The 21,165-nt window shown below is 67.9% G+C and carries 20 protein-coding genes; 7 read left to right on the top strand and 13 right to left on the bottom strand.

Going from position 1 to position 21,165, the window contains the following annotated elements; all coding sequences use genetic code 11:
• The first annotated feature begins 63 nt into the window (after nt 1-63).
• From E1J61_RS00715 to E1J61_RS00705, 3 genes are all read left to right on the top strand, one after another.
• Nucleotides 64-1,107, top strand: coding sequence for a type IV pilus twitching motility protein PilT (locus tag E1J61_RS00715; RefSeq protein WP_063240245.1), 1,044 nt, complete (start codon nt 64-66; stop codon nt 1,105-1,107).
• 69 nt (nt 1,108-1,176) lie between these two features.
• Nucleotides 1,177-2,316, top strand: coding sequence for a PilT/PilU family type 4a pilus ATPase (locus E1J61_RS00710; protein WP_133092277.1), 1,140 nt, complete (start codon nt 1,177-1,179; stop codon nt 2,314-2,316).
• 75 nt (nt 2,317-2,391) lie between these two features.
• A complete protein-coding gene (locus E1J61_RS00705) occupies nt 2,392-2,886 on the top strand; it encodes a glutathione peroxidase (protein ID WP_133092276.1) in 495 nt (164 codons plus the stop codon).
• Nucleotide 2,887: 1 nt separating this feature from the next.
• On the opposite strand, the gene E1J61_RS00700 is transcribed toward E1J61_RS00705, so the two are convergent.
• The 11 genes from E1J61_RS00700 to E1J61_RS00650 form a co-directional block, all read right to left on the bottom strand.
• On the bottom strand, nt 2,888-3,577 hold the full coding sequence (locus E1J61_RS00700) for a YafY family protein (RefSeq protein ID WP_133092275.1): 690 nt from the start codon (nt 3,575-3,577) through the stop codon (nt 2,888-2,890).
• 34 nt (nt 3,578-3,611) lie between these two features.
• Entirely contained in the window at nt 3,612-3,983 is a 372-nt protein-coding gene (locus tag E1J61_RS00695) for a VOC family protein (RefSeq protein WP_207951162.1), read from the bottom strand.
• Nucleotides 3,984-4,068: 85 nt separating this feature from the next.
• Nucleotides 4,069-4,794 (bottom strand): LrgB family protein, encoded by a 726-nt coding sequence (locus tag E1J61_RS00690; RefSeq protein WP_133092273.1) that lies wholly within the window; start codon nt 4,792-4,794, stop codon nt 4,069-4,071.
• Nucleotides 4,791-5,168 (bottom strand): CidA/LrgA family protein, encoded by a 378-nt coding sequence (locus E1J61_RS00685; RefSeq protein WP_133092272.1) that lies wholly within the window; start codon nt 5,166-5,168, stop codon nt 4,791-4,793. The genes E1J61_RS00690 and E1J61_RS00685 overlap by 4 nt, the downstream gene beginning before the upstream one ends.
• Before the next feature lie 85 nt (nt 5,169-5,253).
• Nucleotides 5,254-6,507, bottom strand: coding sequence for a glycolate oxidase subunit GlcF (gene glcF, locus E1J61_RS00680; RefSeq protein ID WP_133092271.1), 1,254 nt, complete (start codon nt 6,505-6,507; stop codon nt 5,254-5,256).
• A 49-nt stretch (nt 6,508-6,556) separates the two neighbouring features.
• Nucleotides 6,557-7,660: a glycolate oxidase subunit GlcE gene (glcE, locus tag E1J61_RS00675; RefSeq protein ID WP_133092270.1), complete on the bottom strand. Its 1,104-nt coding sequence runs from the start codon at nt 7,658-7,660 to the stop codon at nt 6,557-6,559.
• A gap of 50 nt (nt 7,661-7,710) precedes the next feature.
• Nucleotides 7,711-8,637 (bottom strand): ion transporter, encoded by a 927-nt coding sequence (locus tag E1J61_RS00670; protein WP_133092269.1) that lies wholly within the window; start codon nt 8,635-8,637, stop codon nt 7,711-7,713.
• Nucleotides 8,638-8,647: 10 nt separating this feature from the next.
• The gene (locus E1J61_RS00665; protein WP_133092268.1) at nt 8,648-10,171 is read right to left on the bottom strand and encodes an FAD-linked oxidase C-terminal domain-containing protein; all 1,524 of its coding nucleotides are present in this window, start codon (nt 10,169-10,171) and stop codon (nt 8,648-8,650) included.
• Between the two features lie 230 nt (nt 10,172-10,401).
• Nucleotides 10,402-10,917, bottom strand: coding sequence for a GNAT family N-acetyltransferase (locus E1J61_RS00660; protein WP_243736720.1), 516 nt, complete (start codon nt 10,915-10,917; stop codon nt 10,402-10,404).
• Nucleotides 10,918-10,939: 22 nt separating this feature from the next.
• Complete coding sequence (locus tag E1J61_RS00655; RefSeq protein ID WP_133092266.1) at nt 10,940-11,830, bottom strand: LysR substrate-binding domain-containing protein; 891 nt, start codon at nt 11,828-11,830, stop codon at nt 10,940-10,942.
• Nucleotides 11,831-11,840: 10 nt separating this feature from the next.
• Nucleotides 11,841-13,271: an FAD-binding oxidoreductase gene (locus E1J61_RS00650; protein WP_133092265.1), complete on the bottom strand. Its 1,431-nt coding sequence runs from the start codon at nt 13,269-13,271 to the stop codon at nt 11,841-11,843.
• A 282-nt stretch (nt 13,272-13,553) separates the two neighbouring features.
• Here E1J61_RS00650 and E1J61_RS00645 point away from each other — a divergent pair, with 282 nt between their 5' ends.
• From E1J61_RS00645 to E1J61_RS00630, 4 genes are all read left to right on the top strand, one after another.
• Complete coding sequence (locus E1J61_RS00645) at nt 13,554-14,108, top strand: cob(I)yrinic acid a,c-diamide adenosyltransferase (protein ID WP_133092264.1); 555 nt, start codon at nt 13,554-13,556, stop codon at nt 14,106-14,108.
• A gap of 247 nt (nt 14,109-14,355) precedes the next feature.
• A complete protein-coding gene (gene dnaK / locus E1J61_RS00640; RefSeq protein WP_133092263.1) occupies nt 14,356-16,299 on the top strand; it encodes a molecular chaperone DnaK in 1,944 nt (647 codons plus the stop codon).
• 171 nt (nt 16,300-16,470) lie between these two features.
• A complete protein-coding gene (gene dnaJ / locus E1J61_RS00635; RefSeq protein ID WP_133092262.1) occupies nt 16,471-17,616 on the top strand; it encodes a molecular chaperone DnaJ in 1,146 nt (381 codons plus the stop codon).
• Nucleotides 17,617-17,845: 229 nt separating this feature from the next.
• Nucleotides 17,846-19,768 (top strand): chorismate-binding protein, encoded by a 1,923-nt coding sequence (locus E1J61_RS00630; RefSeq protein WP_133092261.1) that lies wholly within the window; start codon nt 17,846-17,848, stop codon nt 19,766-19,768.
• Between the two features lie 3 nt (nt 19,769-19,771).
• Here the strand turns inward: E1J61_RS00630 and E1J61_RS00625 are convergent, their stop codons facing one another.
• Nucleotides 19,772-20,470, bottom strand: a complete 699-nt coding sequence (locus tag E1J61_RS00625; protein WP_133092260.1) for an energy-coupling factor ABC transporter ATP-binding protein — start codon at nt 20,468-20,470, stop codon at nt 19,772-19,774.
• Entirely contained in the window at nt 20,467-21,165 is a 699-nt protein-coding gene (locus tag E1J61_RS00620) for an ABC transporter permease (RefSeq protein WP_133092259.1), read from the bottom strand. The genes E1J61_RS00625 and E1J61_RS00620 overlap by 4 nt, the downstream gene beginning before the upstream one ends.

The raw sequence follows: 21,165 nt of genomic DNA, 5'->3' as shown, positions 1-21,165 counted from the left end.
TCCGGCGGACATATAAGAAGTACTTAAAGTACTGATAACTATTTCAGGGTGGGGTCATTATAGATGGACATCGCGCAGCTATTGGCTTTCGCCGTCAAGAACAAGGCGTCCGATCTTCATCTGTCATCGGACATGCCGCCGATGGTCCGGATCCACGGCGACATGCGCCGGATCAATGTCGCGGCGATGGCGCACAAGGATGTCCACGCCATGGTGTACGACATCATGAGCGACACCCAGCGCAAGCTCTACGAAGAACGGCTGGAAATCGACTTCTCGTTCGAGATTGCCGGCCTGTCGCGCTTCCGGGTCAATGCCTACAACACGCAGCGCGGCGCCGCCGCGGTGTTCCGTACCATTCCCTCCAAGGTCCTGACGCTGGAAGAGCTGCGCGCGCCGGCGGTGTTCGCCGACCTGTGCATGAAGCCGCGCGGACTGGTGCTGGTGACGGGGCCGACCGGTTCAGGCAAGTCCACCACGCTGGCGGCGATGGTCGACCATCGCAACGAAAACGACATGGGTCACATCCTGACGGTGGAAGACCCGATTGAATTCGTCCACAACTCCAAGAAAAGCCTGATCAACCAGCGCGAGCTGGGGCCGCACACGCATTCGTTCGCCAACGCGCTGCGCTCGGCGCTGCGTGAAGATCCGGACGTCATCCTCGTGGGCGAATTGCGCGACCTGGAAACCATCCGCCTGGCGCTGACCGCGGCCGAAACCGGCCACCTCGTCTTCGGCACGCTGCACACCAGTTCCGCGGCCAAGACCATCGACCGTGTGGTCGACGTGTTCCCGCCGGAAGAAAAGGACATGGTGCGCACCATGCTGTCCGAATCGCTGGAAGCGGTGATCTCGCAGACGCTGCTGAAGACCCGCGACGGCAACGGCCGCACGGCCGCGCACGAAATCATGATCGCCACGCCGGCAATCCGGCACCTGATCCGCGAGAACAAGATCGCGCAGATGTACTCGATGATGCAGACCAGCAGCGGGCTGGGCATGCAGACGCTGGACCAGTGCCTGTCGGACCTGATCAAGCGCAGCGCCATCAGCTACAACGACGCGCGCGCTATTGCCAAGAACCCCGACGCATTCATGGGCTGAGGCCCGCACCGACGCTTGCCTCCTGGCCGCCGCACGCATGCGGCTGCCGCACTCCTGCAGGACACCGCCATGCTCGATCGCGAATCCGCCGCCAAGTACATCAACGACCTGCTGGAGCTGATGGTCAGCAACCGCGGCTCGGACCTGTTCATCACCGCCGACTTCCCGCCCGCGATCAAGGTCGACGGCAAGATCACGCCGGTGTCGCAGCAGCCGCTGAACCCGACGCAGGCGCTGGGCCTGGTGCGCTCGGTGATGAACGAGCGGCAGGTGCAGGACTTCGACACCAGCCGCGAATGCAACTTCGCCATCACCGCGCCCAAGGCGGGGCGCTTCCGGGTGTCGGCGTTTATCCAGCAGGGGAAGGCCGGCATGGTGGTGCGGACCATCAATACGCGGATTCCGTCGGTGGCGGACCTGGACCTGCCCCCGACGCTGCATGACATCGTGATGTCCAAGCGCGGCCTGGTGATCGTGACCGGCGCGACCGGCTCGGGCAAGTCGACCACGCTGGCGGCGATGCTCGACCACCGCAACGCGCATTCCTACGGCCACATCATCACCATCGAGGACCCGATCGAATACGTGCATGCGCACCAGAACTGCGTCGTCACGCAGCGCGAGGTCGGCATCGATACCGAGTCGTGGCACGTGGCGCTGAAGAACACGCTGCGCCAAGCGCCCGACGTGATCCTGATCGGCGAAATCCGCGACCGCGAGACCATGGAGTACGCGATGCAGTACGCGGAAACCGGCCACCTGTGCCTGGCCACGCTGCACGCCAACAACGCCAACCAGGCGATCGATCGCGTGGTCAACTTCTTCCCCGAGGAAAAGCGCCAGCAGTTGCTGATCGACCTGTCGCTGAACCTGAAGGCGATGGTGTCGCAGCGGCTGCTGCCGCGCGCCGGGCGCAAGGGCCGCGTGCCGGCGGTGGAGATCATGATCGGCACGCCGCTGGTGGCCGACCTGATCTTCAAGGGCGAGATCCACGAGCTGAAGGAAGTCATCAAGAAATCGCGCGAGCAGGGCATGATCTCGTTCGACCAGGCGCTGTTCGACCTGTACGAGGAAGGCAAGATCACCTACGAGGATGCGCTGCGCAATGCCGACTCGCTCAATGACCTGCGCCTGATGATCAAGCTGCACAGCGCGCGCGCCAAGGACACCGACCTGGGCGCCGGCACCGAGCACCTGAACGTGATCTAGAGTCCGGCTGCCGTGCACGCCAGCGCGCATGGGCGTATGCTTCGGCCACGAGCAAGCAGTCCGCAGGAGTCTGCCATGAGCAATATCTACCAGTTCGATGCCAATTCGCTGTCGGGGCAACCCGTGCCGCTGTCGCAGTTCCACGGCAAGGTGCTGCTGGTCGTCAATACCGCCAGCGAATGCGGCTTTACGCCGCAGTATGCCGGCCTGCAGAGGCTGTATGAGGAGTATCGCGAGCGCGGGCTGGAAGTGCTGGGCTTCCCGTGCAACCAGTTCGGCAAGCAGGAGCCGGGCGATGCGCAGCAGATCGGCCAGTTCTGCGAATCGCGCTTCAGCGTGAGCTTCCCGATGTTCGCCAAGATCGACGTCAACGGCGAGCAGGCGCATCCGCTGTACCGCTGGCTCACCACCGAGAAGCGCGGCGTGCTGGGGACGCAGGGCATCAAGTGGAATTTCACCAAGTTCCTGGTGCGGCGCGATGGCACGGTGTACGAACGCTACGCCCCGACCACCAAGCCGGAAGAGCTGCGCAAGGATATCGAGACGCTGCTGTCCGATCCGGCGGCCTGAGCTACGCGCCGCTGGCGCGCACCGCGCGCAGGAAGCCGTTGAGCGACCGGTCCGGGGTTTCATGGAAATGGTCGTCCAGCATGCGGATGGCGCGGCAGCGGTCGAGGCGGAAGCTGCGGTAGTCCGAGCGCGTGGTGCACCACGCCGCCAGCAGCCACGCATTGCCCCAGAAGAACAGGCCCAGCGGCATCACCACGCGTTCGGTGATGCGCTGCTGCGCGTCGCAGTAGTCGAGCAGCAGCAGCTTTTGCTCGCCCAGCGCGCCGTGCACGATGTCGAAGGCTTCGCGCACGTGCGACTGGTTGACATACTCGGGCGCAAACACGCGGCTTTGCTGCGCCGCGAGCCGGCGCGGGGCCGGCAGTGCGGCGACCAGCTTCTCCAGCGCGGGATCGGCCGCGGCGGCGAGCGCGCCGCCGCCCCAGGCTTTCAGCAGCCGCAGGCCGGCCACCAGCGCTTCCACTTCCATGGCACTGAACATCAGCGGCGGGACATCGAAATCGGCGCGCAGCCGGTAGCCGATGCCGGCCTCACCCTCGACCGGCACGCCTGACAGCGACAGCGCCTGGATATCGCGATAGACCGTGCGCTCCGACACGCCGAGCCGCTGCGCCAGCAGCGCCGCCGTGGTCAGGCGGCGGCCGCGCAGGACCTGGACGATCTGGAAGAGGCGATCGGCGCGGCGGCTCATCCGTGGCGGCTTCCCTTATGTGGCACAGGTCCGCTTATCCGGCAAACGGCTCGTGCAGCCCGATGCGGTTGCCTTCGCTATCGGTGATATGCGCGATGCGGCCGATCTCGCCCGGCAGGCGCAGCGGCCCGAACACGGTCTTGCCGCCGGCGCGCGCGGCGCGCTCCAGCAGCGCGTCCAGCTCGGGTGCGTGCAGGTAGGGCACCGTGCCGTAGTAGTTGCTGGGGCGATAGCCTTCGCCGGCGACCAGCGCGCCGCCCGGATCGGGGTGCGGGAACACGGCCATGTCGACCTGGCCCATGGTCTCGCGGCGCAGCGTGGTGTCGAAGACCTGTTCGTAGAAGCCGATGGCGCGGCCCATGTCGACGACAGGGATTTCCAGCCAGTTGATCAGACGGTTGCTCATGACGGGCTCCTTGGTTCCGGTTGATGGGGAGTGAGGAGCTCGCATCATGCGCGGGGGCTGCTGACAGCGTGCTGTCAGGAGGCTGTCAGTGTGGCATCCACGCCGCCATCACCGGCACCAGGATCGCGGTCAGCACGCCGTTCAGCCCCATGCCGAGCGCGGCGAAGGCGCCGGCTTCCTGGTTCACCTGGAACGCGCGCGCGGTGCCGATGCCATGCGCAGCCACGCCGGTGGCAAAGCCGCGCACGCTGTAGTCGCGGATGCGCAGCAGGTTCAGCAGGCTGGTCGCGCTGACCGCGCCGATGATGCCGGTGCCCATCACCAGCACCGCGGTCAGCGATGGCAGGCCCCCGATCTTCTCGGCCACGCCCATCGCAATCGGGATGGTCACGGATTTTGGCGCCAGCGAGCGCACGGTCTCGGGCGAGGCACCCAGCAGCCAGGCGATGCCGACCGCCGATACCACCGCGACCACCGAGCCAGCCACCAGGCCGGCCAGCAGCGGGAACACATGGGTGCGCAGCTTGGGCAGCTGCATGTACAGCGGCACCGCCAGTGCCACGGTGGCCGGTCCGAGCAGGAAGTGCACGAACTGCGCGCCGTCGAAGTAGGTCTTGTACGGCGTGCCGGTGACGGTCAGCACCGTGACCAGCAGCGCCACCGCGATCATCACCGGGTTGGCCAGCGGCGAGAAGCGCGACTTCTCGTAGATGCGGAAGGCAAAGACGTAGGCGAGCAGCGTGGCCGTCAGCCCGACCAGCGGGCTCGCGGCCAGGTAGACCCAGATCTCGTTGAGGCGTGGCGTCATCATGCCTGCTCTCCCTCCGCACCGGCGTTGGGCGCGCCGGTGCGCTTGCGCATCAGCATGCGCGTGACTACCGCGGTGGTGGCGATGGCGAGCCAGGTGGAAATCACCAGCGCCACCAGGATCGGCATCCATTCGCCTTCGATGCGGTTGGCGTGCACCATGATGCCGACGCCGGCGGGGACGAACAGCAGCGACAGGTGCTTGAGCAGTTCGCTGGTGGTGCCCTGGATGATGGGCAACAGGCGGTCGTCGAAGACGAGCCAGCCGAACAGCAGGATCATGCCGAGCACGGGGCCGGGCACGGGCAGGCGCAGCGCGTAGCTGATCACCTCCCCGACGGATTGGAAAACCAGCAGGATGGCAAAGGTCTGGAGCATGGGGGCGGTCGTGGTTGCGCATTTCGCCCCTCTCCCGCAAGCGGGAGAGGGGAGACAACCACGGCCTTGCTCCGGCCGGGGGATGTTATCCCAGCATCCGGTCGACCAGTTCGACCCAGTGCATCACCGGCGTATCGGTACCGCTTTGCAGGTGCGTGATGCAGCCGATATTGGCTGACACGATGGCTTCGGGCTGCGTGGCCTGCAGTTTGCCGAGCTTGTCGTCGCGCAGGCGGTAGGCCAGTTCCGGCTGCAGCACGGAATACGTGCCCGCCGAGCCGCAGCACAGGTGGCTGTCAGCGCAGAGTTTGACCTCCACGCCGAGGTCGGTCAAGAGTGCCTCCACCTTGCCGCGGATCTGCTGGCCGTGCTGCAGCGTGCAGGGCGGGTGGTAAGCGACGCGCCGGCTGTCGCGCGGCACCGCGCCGGCCAGGGCGTGCAGGTCGTCGGCAAAGTCCGGCAGGATCTCGGACAGGTCGCGCGTCAATGCGGAAACGCGTCGCGCGCGCTCCGCGTACTTTGGATCGTTGCGCAGCAAATGCCCGTAGTCCTTGACCATCGCGCCGCAGCCGGAGGCGGTCATCACGATAGCCTCGGCGCCGGCTTCGATATGCGGCCACCACGCATCGATATTGCGGCGCATATTGTCGAGGCCGCCGTCGTGGTCGCCGGTGTGGAAACGGATTGCCCCGCAGCAGCCCGCCTCGCGCGCCACCACCAGTTGCACGCCGACACGGTCGAACACGCGCGCGGTCGCGGCATTGATGTTGGGCGACATCGCCGGTTGCACGCAACCGTCGAGCAACAACATCTTGCGTGCGTGGACATTGCGGGGCCAGGTGCCGGCTTCGGCGGCTTGCGACAGCGCCGGCACCTTGTTGCGCAGCGCGCCCGGCAGCATCGGCCGCATCATCTGGCCAAGCCGCAGCGCGGTGCTGAACAGCTTCGGGCGCGTCAGCCCCTCGCGCAGCACCCAGCGCGCCATGCGCTGGCCGGCGGGGCGCTGGATGCCTTCGGCTTCGAGCTTGTCGTCGACCACCTTGCGGCCGATGTCGACCAGGCGCCCGTAGCGCACGCCCGACGGGCAGGTCGACTCGCAGTTACGGCAGGTCAGGCAGCGGTCCAGGTGCAGGCGCGTGCTTTCGGTGATGGCATTGCCTTCCAGCACCTGCTTCATCAGGTAGATACGCCCGCGCGGCCCGTCGAGTTCGTCGCCGAGCAGTTGATACGTCGGGCACGTGGCGGTGCAGAAGCCGCAATGCACGCATTTGCCGACGATGGATTTGGCTTCCTCGCCTTCGGGCGTGTTGCGGAGAAAATCGGCCAGGGTCGTTTGCATGGTGTGGGGAGGTCTTTGCCTGGGCGTGGGAACGCTTGGGTGGTCCGGATCAGAGTCCGGGATACATGCGCTGCGGATTGAAGATGCCGGCCGGGTCGAAGGTCGCCTTCAGGCGGCGGTGGATTGCCGCCAGCGGCGAGGCCAGCGGCGTGAACACGCCCACCGACTTGTCGCCGTTGCGGAACAGCGTGGCATGGCCGCCGGCGGCCTGGGCCACGGCGCGCACGCTTTCGGCATCGGTCCTGGTGGCGCCATCGGCGGGCAGCCACCAGCGCTGGCCGCCGCCCCATTCCACCAGTTGCTGGCCCGGCAGGTCCAGCGGCGCGGCGACCGGCGGCACCGCCAGGCGCCACAGCGCGCGGCCCGCGTGCGCCGGCGCGAAGAAGGCATGGGTCTGCTCGCGCAGCGATTGCCACAGCGCGGTGGCCACGGCGGCATCGACACGCTCGCCACCCAGTCGTGCGCATGCGGCGCGCACCGCCGCGGTGGCGCCTGCCAGGCGCACGTGCAGCACGCCGTCATGCCAGGCTGACGCGGCCAGCGGCAGCGGCTGGCCGCCCCACTGGTTCAGCTGCCGGATCGCATCGGCCTGCGCCAGCTCGAAGCGCAGCGTGGCTTCGTCGAACGGCGCGGGCAGCACCTTGAGCGACACTTCCAGCACCAGCCCGAGCGTGCCCAGCGAGCCCGCCAGCAGCCGCGAGACATCGTAGCCGGCCACGTTCTTCATCACCTGGCCGCCGAAGTTCATCACCTCGCCCTTGCCGTCCATCAGCTGCGCCCCCAGCACGAAGTCGCGCAGCGCGCCGACCGACTGCCGGCGCGGGCCTGACAAGCCGGCGGCCACCGCGCCGCCCAGCGTGGCCGCGCTGGCCTGACCGGGCAGCGCGAAGTGGGGCGGCTCGAAGGCCAGCACCTGGCGCTTCCCGGCCAGCGCGGCTTCGACTTCCGCCAGCGGCGTGCCGCAGCGCGCCGTGATCACCAGCTCGGCCGGGTCGTAGTCGACGATGCCGGCGTAGGCGCGCGTGTCCAGCACCTGGCCTTCAGGTGCCTGGCCGTAGAAGTCCTTGCTGCCGCCACCGCGCAGCCGCAGCGGCGTGCGGGTTTCGGTGGCTTGCCTGACGGCGTCGCGGAAGGCGTCGAGGGTGGCTTGCATATGCGTGGGTGGTGCGTGGCTGATGAGGAGGAGATTGTTTCCGTCGCGGCTCAGGATCCGGGCTTGCCGTCGCGGCCGCCGGGGACTTCAGGCCTGTCGTTCTGGTAATCCGGCAGCGCGCTGCCGCAGTGCTTGCAGTACATCGCGTCGGGCTCGTGGCCCTCGGTCAGGCAATGGGTGCAGGTGCGCGTGGTCAGCGGCTTCTTCAGGATGCTTGCGGCCAGCTCGGCGCCGACGATGCCGGTGGGGAAGGCGATGATGCCGTAGCCCAGCAGGATCGTCAGCGAGGTGATGAACTGGCCCAGCGGCGTCTTCGGCACCATGTCGCCGAAGCCGGTGGTGGTGAGCGTGACCACCGCCCAGTACATGGCGAGCGGAATGCTGTGGAAACCGTGCTCGGGACCTTCGACCACATACATCACCGTGCCCAGGATCACGGTGATGATGAACACCGTGCCCAGGAACACGAAGATCTTGCGCCGGCTGTTGATCAGCGCGTTGTACAGGATCTCCGCTTCCTCGAAATACACCGTCAGCTTGAGGATCCGGAAAACGCGCAACAGCCGCAGCAGGCGCACGTCGATCAGGAAGTGCAGTTCCGGCACGAAGAACGCGAGCCACGTCGGCATGATCGAAATGAAGTCGATGATGCCGTAGAAGCTGAAGACATAGCGCCATGGCCTGCGCACCACGAGGATGCGCATCACGTACTCGGCCGTGAAGATCAGCGTGAAGCCCCACTCCAGCACGGTGAACAGCGTGCCGAGCCGGTCATGGACGGCGGGCAGGCTGTCGAGCATCACCACCATTACGCTGGCGACGATCGCGATCAGCAGCGCGACGTCGAAAATGCGCCCTTCGCGCGTGTCGGCCTCGAAGATGATGGTGTACCAGCGCTGGCGCCAGCCGGTCTCGGGCTGGCCCAGGCGCTGGCGAATCACCGCCTCCTGGTGCTGGCGTCGGCGTTCGTTGGCCATGGCGCGGGCTTCAGAAGCGCGGCAGGTCCGGATGCGGCAGCAGTCCCTTCCTGACGTGCATCTTGCCGTATTCCGCGCAGCGCGCCAGCGTGGGGATGGCCTTGTCCGGGTTCAGCAGGCGGGCCGGGTCGAAGGCCGCCTTGACGCCGAAGAACGCCTCGCGCTCGCTCGGCGAGAACTGCACGCACATCGAGTTGAGCTTCTCCACGCCCACGCCGTGCTCGCCGGTGACGGTGCCGCCCAGCTCGACGCACGCTTCCAGGATGTCGGCGCCGAACAGCTCGGCGCGGTGCCACTCGTCCTGGTCCGCGCCATCGAACAGGATCAGCGGATGCATGTTGCCGTCGCCGGCGTGGAACACGTTGATGCAGCGCAGGCCGTATTTGCGCTCCATCTCTTCGATGCGGCGCAGCAGCGTGCCGATATGCTTGCGCGGGATGGTGCCGTCCATGCAGTAATAGTCCGGTGAAATGCGGCCCGCGGCGGGGAAGGCGTTCTTGCGCCCGCTCCAGAAGCGCAGGCGCTCGGCTTCGTTCTGCGAGACCACGATGCGGGTGCAGCCCGACGCCTTCAGCACCGCGCTCATGCGCTCGATCTCTTCCGCCACTTCCTCGGGCGTGCCATCGGATTCGCACAGCAGGATGGCGGCGGCATCGAGGTCATAGCCGGCGTGCACGAACTCTTCCACCGCGGCGGTGGCGGGCTTGTCCATCATCTCCAGCCCGGCCGGGATGATGCCGGCGGCGATCACCTCGGCCACCGCATTGCCGCCTTTCTCGACGTCGTCGAAGCACGCCATGATGACTTGCGCCAGCTGCGGCTTGGGGATCAGGCGCACGGTCACCTCGGTGACCACGGCCAGCATGCCTTCGGAGCCGATCACCGCGGCCAGCAGGTCCAGGCCGGGCGAATCGGGCGCATCCGAACCGAACACCACCACCTCGCCTTCCATGGTCACGGCGCGCACGCGCAGCACGTTGTGCACGGTCAGGCCGTACTTCAGGCAATGGACGCCGCCGGAGTTCTCGCTGACATTGCCGCCGATGGTGCAGGCGATCTGCGACGAGGGATCGGGCGCGTAATAGAGGTTGTGGGGCGCGGCGGCATCGGAGATGGCCAGGTTGCGCACGCCGGGCTGGACCACCGCGGTGCGCGAATACGGGTCGACCGAGAGGATGCGCTTGAACTTGGCCAGCGACAGCACCAGGCCTTCTGCGATCGGCATGGCGCCGCCGGACAGGCTGGTGCCGGCGCCGCGCGGCACCACCGGCACGCCCAGCTTGTGGCACAGGCGGAGGATTGCGCAGACCTGTTCCTCGGTGTCGGGCAGGGCCACGGCCATCGGCACCTGGCGGTACGCGGCGAGGCCGTCGCACTCGTAGGGCACGGTGTCCTCCGGCCTGGACAGCAGCGCGGCGTCCGGCAGGATCTGCGCCAGGCCGGCTAGCAGCGCATTGCGGCGGCCTTCGGCGGGGGCCTGCGCGCCTGCGGTGCCTTCGGTGGCGAGGGTGCGGGCTTCGTGCGGGGCATTCATGGCGACTCCTGGACTCTGGTCGGGCCGGCGGGCGGCCCGCCGTGGGGACGGCTGACGGGACGGCTGACGGGACGGCTGACTATAGCGCAGCCCTCATGCCGCGGGCACCACCAGGCACGTGAATTCCGCATGGCAAGCCGATCAAAAATGCTCATCATGGCCAGGCAGGCACCGGCCCCGGTTTCAGCGTAGCACCGGCCGGCGAGTGCAGGAAATGCGGCGCCCCCGCCTCAGCGTGCTGGGGCCGGCAGCCGCAGCACCATGTCGAGCTTGTCGTAGAAGTGCGGCGCGACATACAGCGCGTCGGGCTCCAGGCCGAAACGCTCGAAGCCGAGCGATTCGTACAGCCGCACCGCACCGGCGCTGCCGGCATTGACGCACAGGATCACCTGGCGCACGCCTTCCATGGCGGCGGCCTGCTCCAGCACGCGCTCCATCAGCGCGCGCCCGAGCTTCCTGTCGCGCCAGCCCGGCGCCACATACATGCCGAAGATCGATGCCTTGTGCCAGTGCTTGCGGCGCGGCTCGCGCTTGATGCCGACCACGCCGGCCAGTGCGGTGCCGTCGAAGGCGCCGTATACGGCCTTGTCGGCGCTCGGCGCGAGGCGCTGCGCCACCACTTCCGGCGACAGGTCCCGTTCTTCTTCCAGGCTGGCGGCAAAGGCTTCCGGCGCCTCGGCCAGGCCCTGCAGGCGCAGCGCATGGAAGGCTTCGGCATCGGCGGGGGTCAGCAGCCGGATCTCCAGGTTCTGCATACGTGCGGTCCTCCTACCAGTCCAGGCTTAGCAGCCAGTCGACGAAATAGCGTGCCTCGGGCTTCAGCGGCGCCTGCTCGCGCTCGACGATGTAATAGCCGTGCGGCGATACCGACTCGATATCGAGCAGCCGCACCATCTGCCCCAGCGACAGCCAGTGCCGCGCCATGCGCTGGCGCACCAGCGCCACGCCCTGGTTGGATGCGATCGCTTCCAGCATCAGGCCGATGTCGTTGAACTGCGGCCCGGTCTGCGGCTCGGGCCAGTCCAGTCCGGCGGTCTCGAACCACGGCTTCCACGGCTCCAGCGGGCTGCGCAGCAGCACCAGGCCGTGCAGGTGCTCGGGCTTGGTGATGGCGCGGCCGTTGACGCGCTCGTAGTATTCGCGCCCGCATGCCGGGAACACCGGTTCGACCAGCAATTTCGTGGTCTTCAGGTCGGGGTAGCGGCCGGTGCCGTAGCGGACCTCGACGTCGGTGTCCTCGGCCTTGACGTCGAGGAACGGGATCGCCAGGTGCAGTTCCAGGTCGATATGCGGGTACAGCGCGCCGAACTCGGGCAGCCGCGGCACCAGGTGCTGGCGCCCGAACGTCGGCGGGATCGCCACGCGCAGCCGCGTGCGCAGCTTGTTGTACTCGGGCCGCGCCAGCTCGTTCAGCGACTTGAGCGCGTCCTGCACGTTACGCAGGTAGCGCGTGCCGGCCGCGGTCAGCCGCAGCGCGGCGTTGGCGCGCACGAACAGGTCTTCGCCCCACAGCTCCTCGAGGTTCTTGATGCGGTGCGACACGGCGCTGGGCGTGACCGACAGCTCCTCGGCCGCGCGCGCGAAGCTGCCCAGGCGCGCGGCGGCCTCGAAGGCGATCAGCAGGTGCAGCGGCGGGACGCGGTTGAACATGGAAGCCATGCCGGCCGGTTCAGTGCGCGCCGCCGCGCGTGGCACTGAAGATCTTGCCCGGGTTGAGGATATGGTTGGGATCGAGCGCGTCCTTGATCACGCGCATCAGGTCGAGCGCATCCTCGCCGTGCTCCTTCACCAGGAAGCGCTGCTTGTGCAGCCCCACGCCGTGCTCGCCGGTGCAGGTGCCGCCCATCGCCAGCGCGCGTTCGACGATGCGCTGGTTGATGGCCTCGGCCTCGGCCATTTCCTCCGGCTTGTCCGGGTCGACCAGGATCGCCACGTGGAAATTGCCGTCGCCGACGTGGCCGACGATCGGGCAGGGCAGGGCGGAGGCGTTGAGGTCCTTTTCGGTTTCGGTCACGCACTCGGCCAGGCGCGAGATCGGCACGCACACGTCGGTGGTGACCGACTTGCAGCCGGGCTTGAGCTGCAGCATCGCAAAGTACGCGGTATGGCGCGCGTTCCACAGCCGGCTGCGGTCCTCGGGGCGCGTGGCCCACTCGAAGCCCTGGCCGCCGTGCTCGGCGGTGATCTGCTGCACGGTCTCGGCCTGCTCGCGCACGCCGGCCTCGGTGCCGTGGAATTCGAAGAACAGGTGCGGCGTCTCCGGCAGCGTCAGGTTGTCGTGGCGGTTGATGGCGCGGATCGCCAGCGCATCGACGAATTCAACACGCGCCACCGGCACGCCAAGCTGAATGGTCTGGATCACGGCCTGCACCGCGCTGCCCATGCTGGGGAAGGCGCACACCGCGGCCGAGATCGCCTCCGGCTGCGGGTAGAGCCGCACCGTGACCTCCGTGATGATGCCGAGCGTGCCTTCGCTGCCGATGAAGAGGCGGGTCAGGTCATAGCCGGCCGACGACTTGCGCGCGTGCGTGCCGGTGCGGATCACGCGGCCATCGGCGGTTACCACGGTCAGCGCCAGCACGTTCTCGCGCATGGTGCCGTAGCGCACCGCGTTGGTCCCGGAGGCGCGCGTCGCGCACATGCCGCCCAGCGACGCGTCCGCGCCCGGGTCGATCGGGAAGAACAGGCCGGTGTCCTTGATTTCCTGGTTCAGCTGCTTGCGCGTGACACCGGGCTGCACGGTCACGGTCAGGTCCTCGGGCTGCACCGCCAGCACGCGGTTCATCTGCGACAGGTCGAGGCTGACGCCGCCGGCGACGGCCAGCAGGTGCCCTTCCAGCGACGAGCCGGCGCCGTAGGGAATGAGCGGTACGCCGTGGTGGTTGCACAGGCGCGCCACCTCGGCGACTTCGTCGGTGCTGTGGGCGAACACGACCGCATCCGGCGCGGCCGGCGGGAACGGCGATTCATCGCGCCCATGGTGCTCGCGCACGCCCGCCGAGGTGGTGAAGCGCTCGCCGAAGCGCGCCGCGAGGGCTTCGCTGAAGGCGGGCGGCAGGGGGCGGCGTTCGAGCGCGGCGGGCGGCGTGGGGTGGTTCATGCGGGTCTCCGGCGGGTCGGCGCGGCGAGGTTGCCGGCGGTGGCGTTCCGGTTTTGTGGTCCGGAAAGGCAGGCGGGGCGCGACCCGGTTGGCGAATGGACGAATAACGGCATTCTACGCCGCGCGGCGGCTCATGCACCCTTGGCCGGCGCCGGGCTGGCCGATAGCCGCACAAGCGGGCGGAAGCGGGGGCAGCCCCTCGCGCCCATGGCGCATCCCTGCGCTCCGGCGCGATAATGCCCCATTTCCCCCCACACGCTTACCAGCCAAGAGGAGACCGGCATGGGCAACCGCCTGTCCAAGATTGCCACCCGCACCGGCGATGCCGGCACCACCGGCCTGGGCGACGGCACCCGCACCGGCAAGGACAGCCTGCGCATCGCCGCCATCGGCGACGTCGACGAACTGAACTGCCACGTCGGCGTGCTGCTGACCGAGACGCTTCCCGACGACGTGCGCGCCGCGCTGCTGCATATCCAGCATGACCTGTTCGACCTGGGCGGCGAGCTTTCCATCCCCGGCTACACCCTGCTCAAGCCCGAGCAGGTGGCGCAGCTCGACACCTGGCTGGCGGACTACAACGCCAACCTGCCGCGGCTGGCCGAATTCATCCTGCCCGGCGGCAGCCGCGCCGCGGCCCAGGCCCACGTGTGCCGCACCGTGTGCCGGCGCGCCGAGCGCGCGCTGGTGGCGCTGGGCGCGGCCGAGCCGCTGAACGAGGCGCCGCGCCAATACCTGAACCGGCTGTCTGACCTGATGTTCGTGCTGGCGCGGGTGCTGAACCGGGCCGGCGGCGGCTCCGACGTGCTGTGGCAGCGCGACCGGCAGGGAAGCTGAGTCGCGGCCAGTTACGCAGCAAGCCAGGCAGGAAGCCACGCAGGAAGTTAAGTCGGCGGCATTTTTTGTTGCCCGGCCGAGGGCTTGGGCTCAAGCCCCGGCCGCAAATGCCGTTGAGGAAACGCAAAATCCGAGAAATTTACTCGGATTTGCCGTTTCTGCCCTTGAAAAGACCCCGGGCGGCCACATTTCGGCCTCAGGTTGAATTGCAGCCGCGCGGATGGCGATGGCTCAAGAGGAGAGAATAATGGGTAAGATCATCGGTATCGACCTCGGTACCACCAATAGCTGTGTGGCGATCATGGAGGGCAATACCCCCAAGGTCATCGAAAACTCGGAAGGTGCCCGCACCACCCCGTCGATCATCGCCTACATGGAAGATGGCGAGATCCTGGTCGGCGCGCCCGCCAAGCGGCAGGCCGTGACCAACCCGCGTAACACGCTGTACGCGGTCAAGCGCCTGATCGGCCGCAAGTTCGAAGAGAAGGAAGTCCAGAAGGACATCGGCCTGATGCCGTACTCCATCGTCAAGGCCGACAACGGCGACGCATGGGTGTCGGTGCGCGACCAGAAGCTGGCGCCGCCGCAGGTGTCGGCCGAAGTCCTGCGCAAGATGAAGAAGACGGCCGAGGACTACCTCGGCGAGCCGGTGACCGAAGCCGTGATCACGGTGCCGGCGTACTTCAACGACTCGCAGCGCCAGGCGACCAAGGACGCCGGCCGCATCGCCGGCCTGGACGTCAAGCGCATCATCAACGAGCCGACCGCGGCCGCGCTGGCTTTCGGCCTGGACAAGAACGAGAAGGGCGACCGCAAGATCGCCGTGTATGACCTCGGCGGCGGTACCTTCGACATCTCGATCATCGAGATCGCGGACGTTGACGGCGAGAAGCAGTTCGAAGTGCTGTCGACCAACGGCGATACCTTCCTGGGCGGCGAAGACTTCGACCAGCGCATCATCGACTACATCATCGCCGAGTTCAAGAAGGACCAGGGCGTCGACCTGTCCAAGGACGTGCTCGCGCTGCAGCGCCTGAAGGAAGCCGCGGAAAAGGCCAAGATCGAACTGTCGAGCTCGCAGCAGACCGAGATCAACCTGCCGTACATCACGGCCGATGCCTCGGGTCCGAAGCACCTGAACCTGAAGATCACCCGCGCCAAGCTGGAGTCGCTGGTCGAAGAGCTGATCACCCGCACCATCGAGCCGTGCCGCACCGCGATCAAGGACGCCGGCGTCAAGGTCAGCGACATCGACGACGTGATCCTGGTCGGCGGCATGACCCGCATGCCCAAGGTGCAGGAGCAGGTCAAGGAGTTCTTCGGCAAGGAAGCGCGCAAGGACGTGAACCCGGATGAAGCCGTGGCCGTCGGTGCCGCGATCCAGGGCTCGGTGCTGTCGGGCGACCGCAAGGACGTGCTGCTGCTGGACGTGACGCCGCTGTCGCTGGGGATCGAGACCCTGGGTGGCGTGATGACCAAGATGATCACCAAGAACACCACCATCCCGACCAAGCATGCGCAGGTGTTCTCGACCGCCGACGACAACCAGCCGGCCGTGACCATCAAGGTGTTCCAGGGCGAGCGTGAAATGGCCTCGGGCAACAAGCTGCTGGGCGAGTTCAACCTGGAAGGCATTCCGCCCGCCGCGCGCGGCACGCCGCAGATCGAAGTCTCGTTCGACATCGACGCCAACGGCATTCTGCACGTGGGCGCCAAGGACAAGGCCACCGGCAAGGAAAACCGGATCACCATCAAGGCGAACTCGGGCCTGTCGGAAGACGAGATCCAGCGCATGGTCAAGGACGCCGAGGCCAACGCCGAGGAAGACAAGAAGGCCCGCGAGCTGGCTGATGCCCGCAACCAGGCCGACGCGCTGATCCACTCGACCAGGAAGGCAGTCACCGAATACGGCGACAAGCTGGAAGCCGGCGAGAAGGAAAAGATCGAAGCCGCGATCAAGGAACTGGAAGACGCCGCCCGCGGCGGCGACAAGGCCGAGATCGATGCCAAGGTCAACGCGCTGTCGGAAGTCAGCCAGAAGCTGGGCGAGAAGGTCTACGCCGACATGCAGGCCAAGGCCGGCGAGCAGGGCGCAGCGGGTGCGGCAGGTGCCGGCGCGCAGCAGCAGGCCCAGCCGCAGGACGACAACGTTGTGGACGCCGAATTCAAGGAAGTCAACGACAAGAAGTAATCGGGACACGCGGGCGGCGGTGCAGGCACTGGCCGGCACCGCTCCCGCCCCGACGCCGGGCGCGGCCATCGGACCCAGCGGGAAACCGCCGTCGGATGCCTCGCTCGGCTTTTTTGCTATTCGCCGGTGGAGCGCCGCATGCGCGTGCCGGCCAAAAAGGTTTGAGCCACCATGGCAAAACGTGACTATTACGAAGTGCTCGGGGTAGGCAAGAACGCGAGCGACGACGAAATCAAGAAGGCTTATCGCAAGCTCGCGATGAAGTACCACCCGGACCGCAATCCGGAGGGCAAGGACGGCAAGGTCGCCGAGGAAAAATTCAAGGAGGTCAAAGAGGCCTACGAGATGCTTTCCGACTCGGAGAAGAAAGGGGCCTATGACCAGTACGGCCACGCCGGCGTCGACCCCAACATGGCCGGCGGCTTCGGCGGTGCGCAGGGCTACGGCGGTTTCGCCGAAGCCTTCGGCGACATCTTCGGCGATATCTTCGGCCAGCAGCAGGGTGGTCGCCGCGGCGGCGGCGGCCCGCAGGCCTATCGCGGCGCCGACCTGCGCTACAGCATGGAGATCAGCCTGGAGCAGGCCGCGCACGGCCACGAGGCGCAGATCCGCGTGCCGCACTGGGACGACTGCGACCACTGCCACGGCAAGGGCGCGGAGCCGGGCTCCAGCGTCGAGACCTGCCCGACCTGCCACGGCGCCGGCCAGGTGCGCGTGTCGCAGGGCTTCTTCACCATGCAGCAGACCTGCCCGAAGTGCCACGGCAGCGGCAAATTCATTCCCAAGCCGTGCACCAAGTGCCACGGCCAGGGCAAGCTGAAGTCGCAGAAGACGCTGGAAGTGAAGATCCCGGCGGGCATCGACGAAGGCATGCGCATCCGCTCGTCGGGCAACGGCGAGCCGGGCATCAACGGCGGGCCGCCGGGCGACCTGTACGTGGAAGTCCACATCAAGCAGCACGCGGTGTTCGAGCGCGACGGCGACGACCTGCATTGCCAGATGCCGATCTCCTTTGCCACCGCGGCGCTGGGCGGCGACCTGGAAGTGCCGACGCTGAACGGCAAGGCCACCTTCCCGGTGCCCGAGGCGACGCAATCGGGCAAGACCTTCCGCCTGCGCGGCAAGGGCATCAAGGGCGTGCGCTCGGGCTATCCGGGCGATCTCTACGTGCATGTGAACGTGGAGACGCCGGTCAAGCTGACCGAGTCGCAGAAGGAACTGCTGCGCCAGTTTGACCGCTCGGTGCACGAGGGCGGTTCGCGGCATAGCCCGCAGGAGCAATCATGGCTGGATAAGGTGAAGAGTTTCTTCAGCTGATCCGGCCTGGCGGTATGAGACCGGCCACGTGAGAGCGTGGCCGGTTTTGTTTTTGGTGCGGCGCTGTCCCTCAAAAAGCCGCCGGTTTTCTCCCCTCTCCCGCCTGCGGGAGAGGGGCCGGGGGAGAGGGCAGGCGCCTCCATCGCCTACCACCCCGTCGCGCGCGATAATGCATCCTGGTACTTCATGCCGGCCGTGCCGGCAGTCCAGTTTTCCCTGACGATTTCCCGTGGTAGCCAGCATCCAGCCCCCGCTCTTACCCCTGGCCCCTCTCCCGCAAGCGGGAGAGGGGAGCACGCCCTCAGCCCAAGTAGAGGTCTTCGTCCTTCTCGATGACGCCACTGCCCCGGTGCCACAGGCCGCATCGCGTCTCTACACCAGCTTCCTCCACGAAGACGTACTGCCCGCTGGCAGCGATACCGCCCGGCTCGACGCGATGCTCGCCGAAGGTTGGCGACAAGGCTGGCACGCCACGCTGTTCGCCCCTTACGAGTTCGGCGGCGCGCTGGTCGACGCCCCGGTCCACACCGGCGGGACGATGCCGTGCCATGACGGTGCGCTGCGCCTGCTCTGGTTCCGCGAGCTGCGCCACCTCGACGGCGCGGCCGTGACTGAATGGCTCCAGGGTAACGCCACGCCTGCGCCTGCCGGCCTGATGGACGTCGCCTCCGATACTCCGCGCGAAGCCTTCGACGACGCCATCGCCCGCATCCACCAGTGGATCGAGGCCGGCGACACCTACCAGGTCAACTACACCCAGCGCCTGCGCTTCCATGCCTTCGGCGATCCGCTGGCGCTGTACGCCGCGCTGCGCGCCGCGCAGCCGGTGCCCTACGGCACGCTGGCACGGCTGCCGGGCGACGCCTGGGTGCTGTCGCTGTCGCCGGAGCTGTTCGTGCGCCACGACGGCGGCGGCCACCTGCTGACGCGCCCGATGAAGGGCACCGCGCCGCGTTCGGGCGATGCGCAGCGCGACGCGCAGGCCGCGGCCGCGCTCGCCGCCGATGCCAAGAACCGCGCCGAGAACGTGATGATCGTCGACCTGCTGCGCAACGACCTGGGCCGGATCGCGCAGCCGGGCAGCGTGGCGGTGCCCGAGCGCTTTGCCGTGCAGCCGTTCGGCGCGGTACTGCAGATGACCTCGACGGTCACCGCCACGGCGCGTCCTGGGACCGGCTTCGGCGCGCTGATGGCGGCGCTGTTCCCATGTGGCTCGATCACCGGCGCGCCCAAGCGCCGCACCATGGAGATCATCGCCGCGCTGGAAGGCACGCCGCGCGGCCTCTACACCGGCGCGATCGGCTGGATCGATGCCCCGCAAGCCGGTGCCGCCATGGGCCCGTTTGCGCTGTCCGTGGCAATCCGCACCCTGGTGCTGGCGCCGCCAGCGGCCAGCGGGCTGCGTTCCGGCGAGATGGGCGTCGGCGGCGGCATCGTCCACGACAGCGTGGCCGGCGAGGAATTCGCGGAATGCGGCTGGAAGGCGCGCTTCCTGAGGCGGCTCGATCCCGGCTTCGCGCTGTTCGAGACCATGCGCGTGCAGGACGGTGAATGCCTGCACGCGGACCGCCACCTTGCGCGCCTCGGAAATTCGGCGCGTGCGTTCGGGTTTGCCTTCGATGCCGACGCTGCACGGGCAGCGGCGGTGACGCAGGCCGGGCAACTTGGCGCCGGTACCTGGCGCCTGCGCATGGCGCTGGACAAGGCGGGCACGCTGTCCTTCTCCAGCGGCGCGGTTGTGCCGTTGCCGGTGCCCGTCACGGTCGACCTGGCGCCCGAAACATTGCCCGACGTCGATCCGTTGCGCCGCCACAAGACCAGCGCCCGCGCCGTCTACGACGCCGGCTGGCAAGCCGCGGAGCGCGCCGGCGGCTTCGACCGCCTGTTCTTCAATACCCGTGGCGAGTTGCTGGAAGGCGGGCGCAGTTCGGTCTTCGTCCGCATCGATGGCCGCTGGCTGACGCCGCCGCTGTCGGCCGACATCCTGCCCGGGGTGATGCGCGCGGTCGTGCTGGAGCAAGGCGGCGCGGCACTTGGCGCGCCCGGTGAAACGGTGGAGGAGGGCGTCATCACTCGTGCCATGCTGGCGCGTGCCGACGCCGTCGTGGTAGTCAATGCACTGCGCGGCGCAATGCCGGCAACGCTCATCTAGGCGCTACGGGTGATGCGTGTCCAGCACGCCGTCGCCCAGCTTCCAGCGCACCACGCCCGGCAGGTTGATCAGCTCGCGGTCGTGGCACACCATGATCACGGTGCGGCCTTCGGTGGCGAGGTCGCGCACCAACGCAATCACCTGTTCGCGTGCATGGCCGTCGAGACTCGAGGTCGGTTCGTCGAGCAACAACAGCTCCGGCTCCAGCACCTTGGCGCGCGCCAGCGCCACGCGCTGGATCTCGCCGCCCGACAGGTATTCGGGCGCGGTGTCCTGCAGGTGTGACACGCCGGCCCAGCCCAGCGCCTCGCCCACGCGCCGCGCGATCTCGTCGTGCGGCAGGCGGCGCGCATGCAGGCCGTAGGCGATGTTCGCGCGCACCGAAGTGCGGAACAGGTAGGGGTGCTGGTGCAGATAGGCAATGCGCTGGCGCACCGCCAGCGGCAGCGGATCGAGCGGCGCGCCATGGGTCTGGCCGTTGGCATCGGTCCATTGCACGGTGGCGCCGGGCGCGCGTTCCAGCCCGGCCAGCATGCGCAGCAGCGTGGTCTTGCCGGCGCCATTCATGCCGGTCAGCACGATCGCGGTGGCGCGCGGGATCAACAGCGTGTCGATGGCAAACAGGCGGCGCAGGCCGATGGTGCGGGCCAGCCCGCGCACGGTCAGCAACGGGGAGGCCGGTGGTTGGGATGCCGCTGTCATCGCCGGAACCCTCCTGCGCCCTGCAGCCACGCCATGCCGATATTGACCAGCAGCGCCAGCGCCACCAGCACGATGCCCAGCGCGATGCCCTGCGCGAATTCGCCCTTGCTGGTTTCCAGCGCGATCGCGGTGGTGATGGTGCGGGTCGAGCCTTCGATATTGCCGCCGATCATCAGCGCCGAACCGACCTCGGCGATCACGCGCCCGAAGCCCGCCACCACCGCCGCCATCAGCCCGAAGCGCAGCTCGCGCAGCACGGTAAAGAAGGTGCGCCAGCGCCCGGCGCCGAGCACCCACGCGGTTTCGCGCAGGCGTACATCGGCACCCTGCAGCGTCGACAGCGCAAACGCCAGCACCACCGGGAAGCCGATCACCGCCTGCCCCAGCACCATGCCCGACGGCGTGAACAGCAGGTGCAGGCTGCCCAGCGGCCCCTGGCGCGTCAGCAAGAGATAAAGGATCAGCCCGACCAGCACGGTCGGAAACGAGAGAAAAGCCTGCACCACCACCACCACCGCGCGCCGCCCCGGGAACTGCCGCGTGGCGATCAGCCAGGCGGCGGCGATGGCGGGCACGGTGGCGAGCGCCAGTCCCAGCACCGCGATGGCCAGCGAGGTCCAGACGATGAACCACAGCCCCGCGTCGCCGCTGCCGAGCAGGCGGAATGCGGCGGCGGTGGCGGCAGCGATCTCCAC

Source organism: Cupriavidus sp. L7L (assembly GCF_004353535.1).
GTDB lineage: Bacteria > Pseudomonadota > Gammaproteobacteria > Burkholderiales > Burkholderiaceae > Cupriavidus > Cupriavidus oxalaticus_A.
This window is presented reverse-complemented; position numbering and strand designations above follow the sequence as displayed.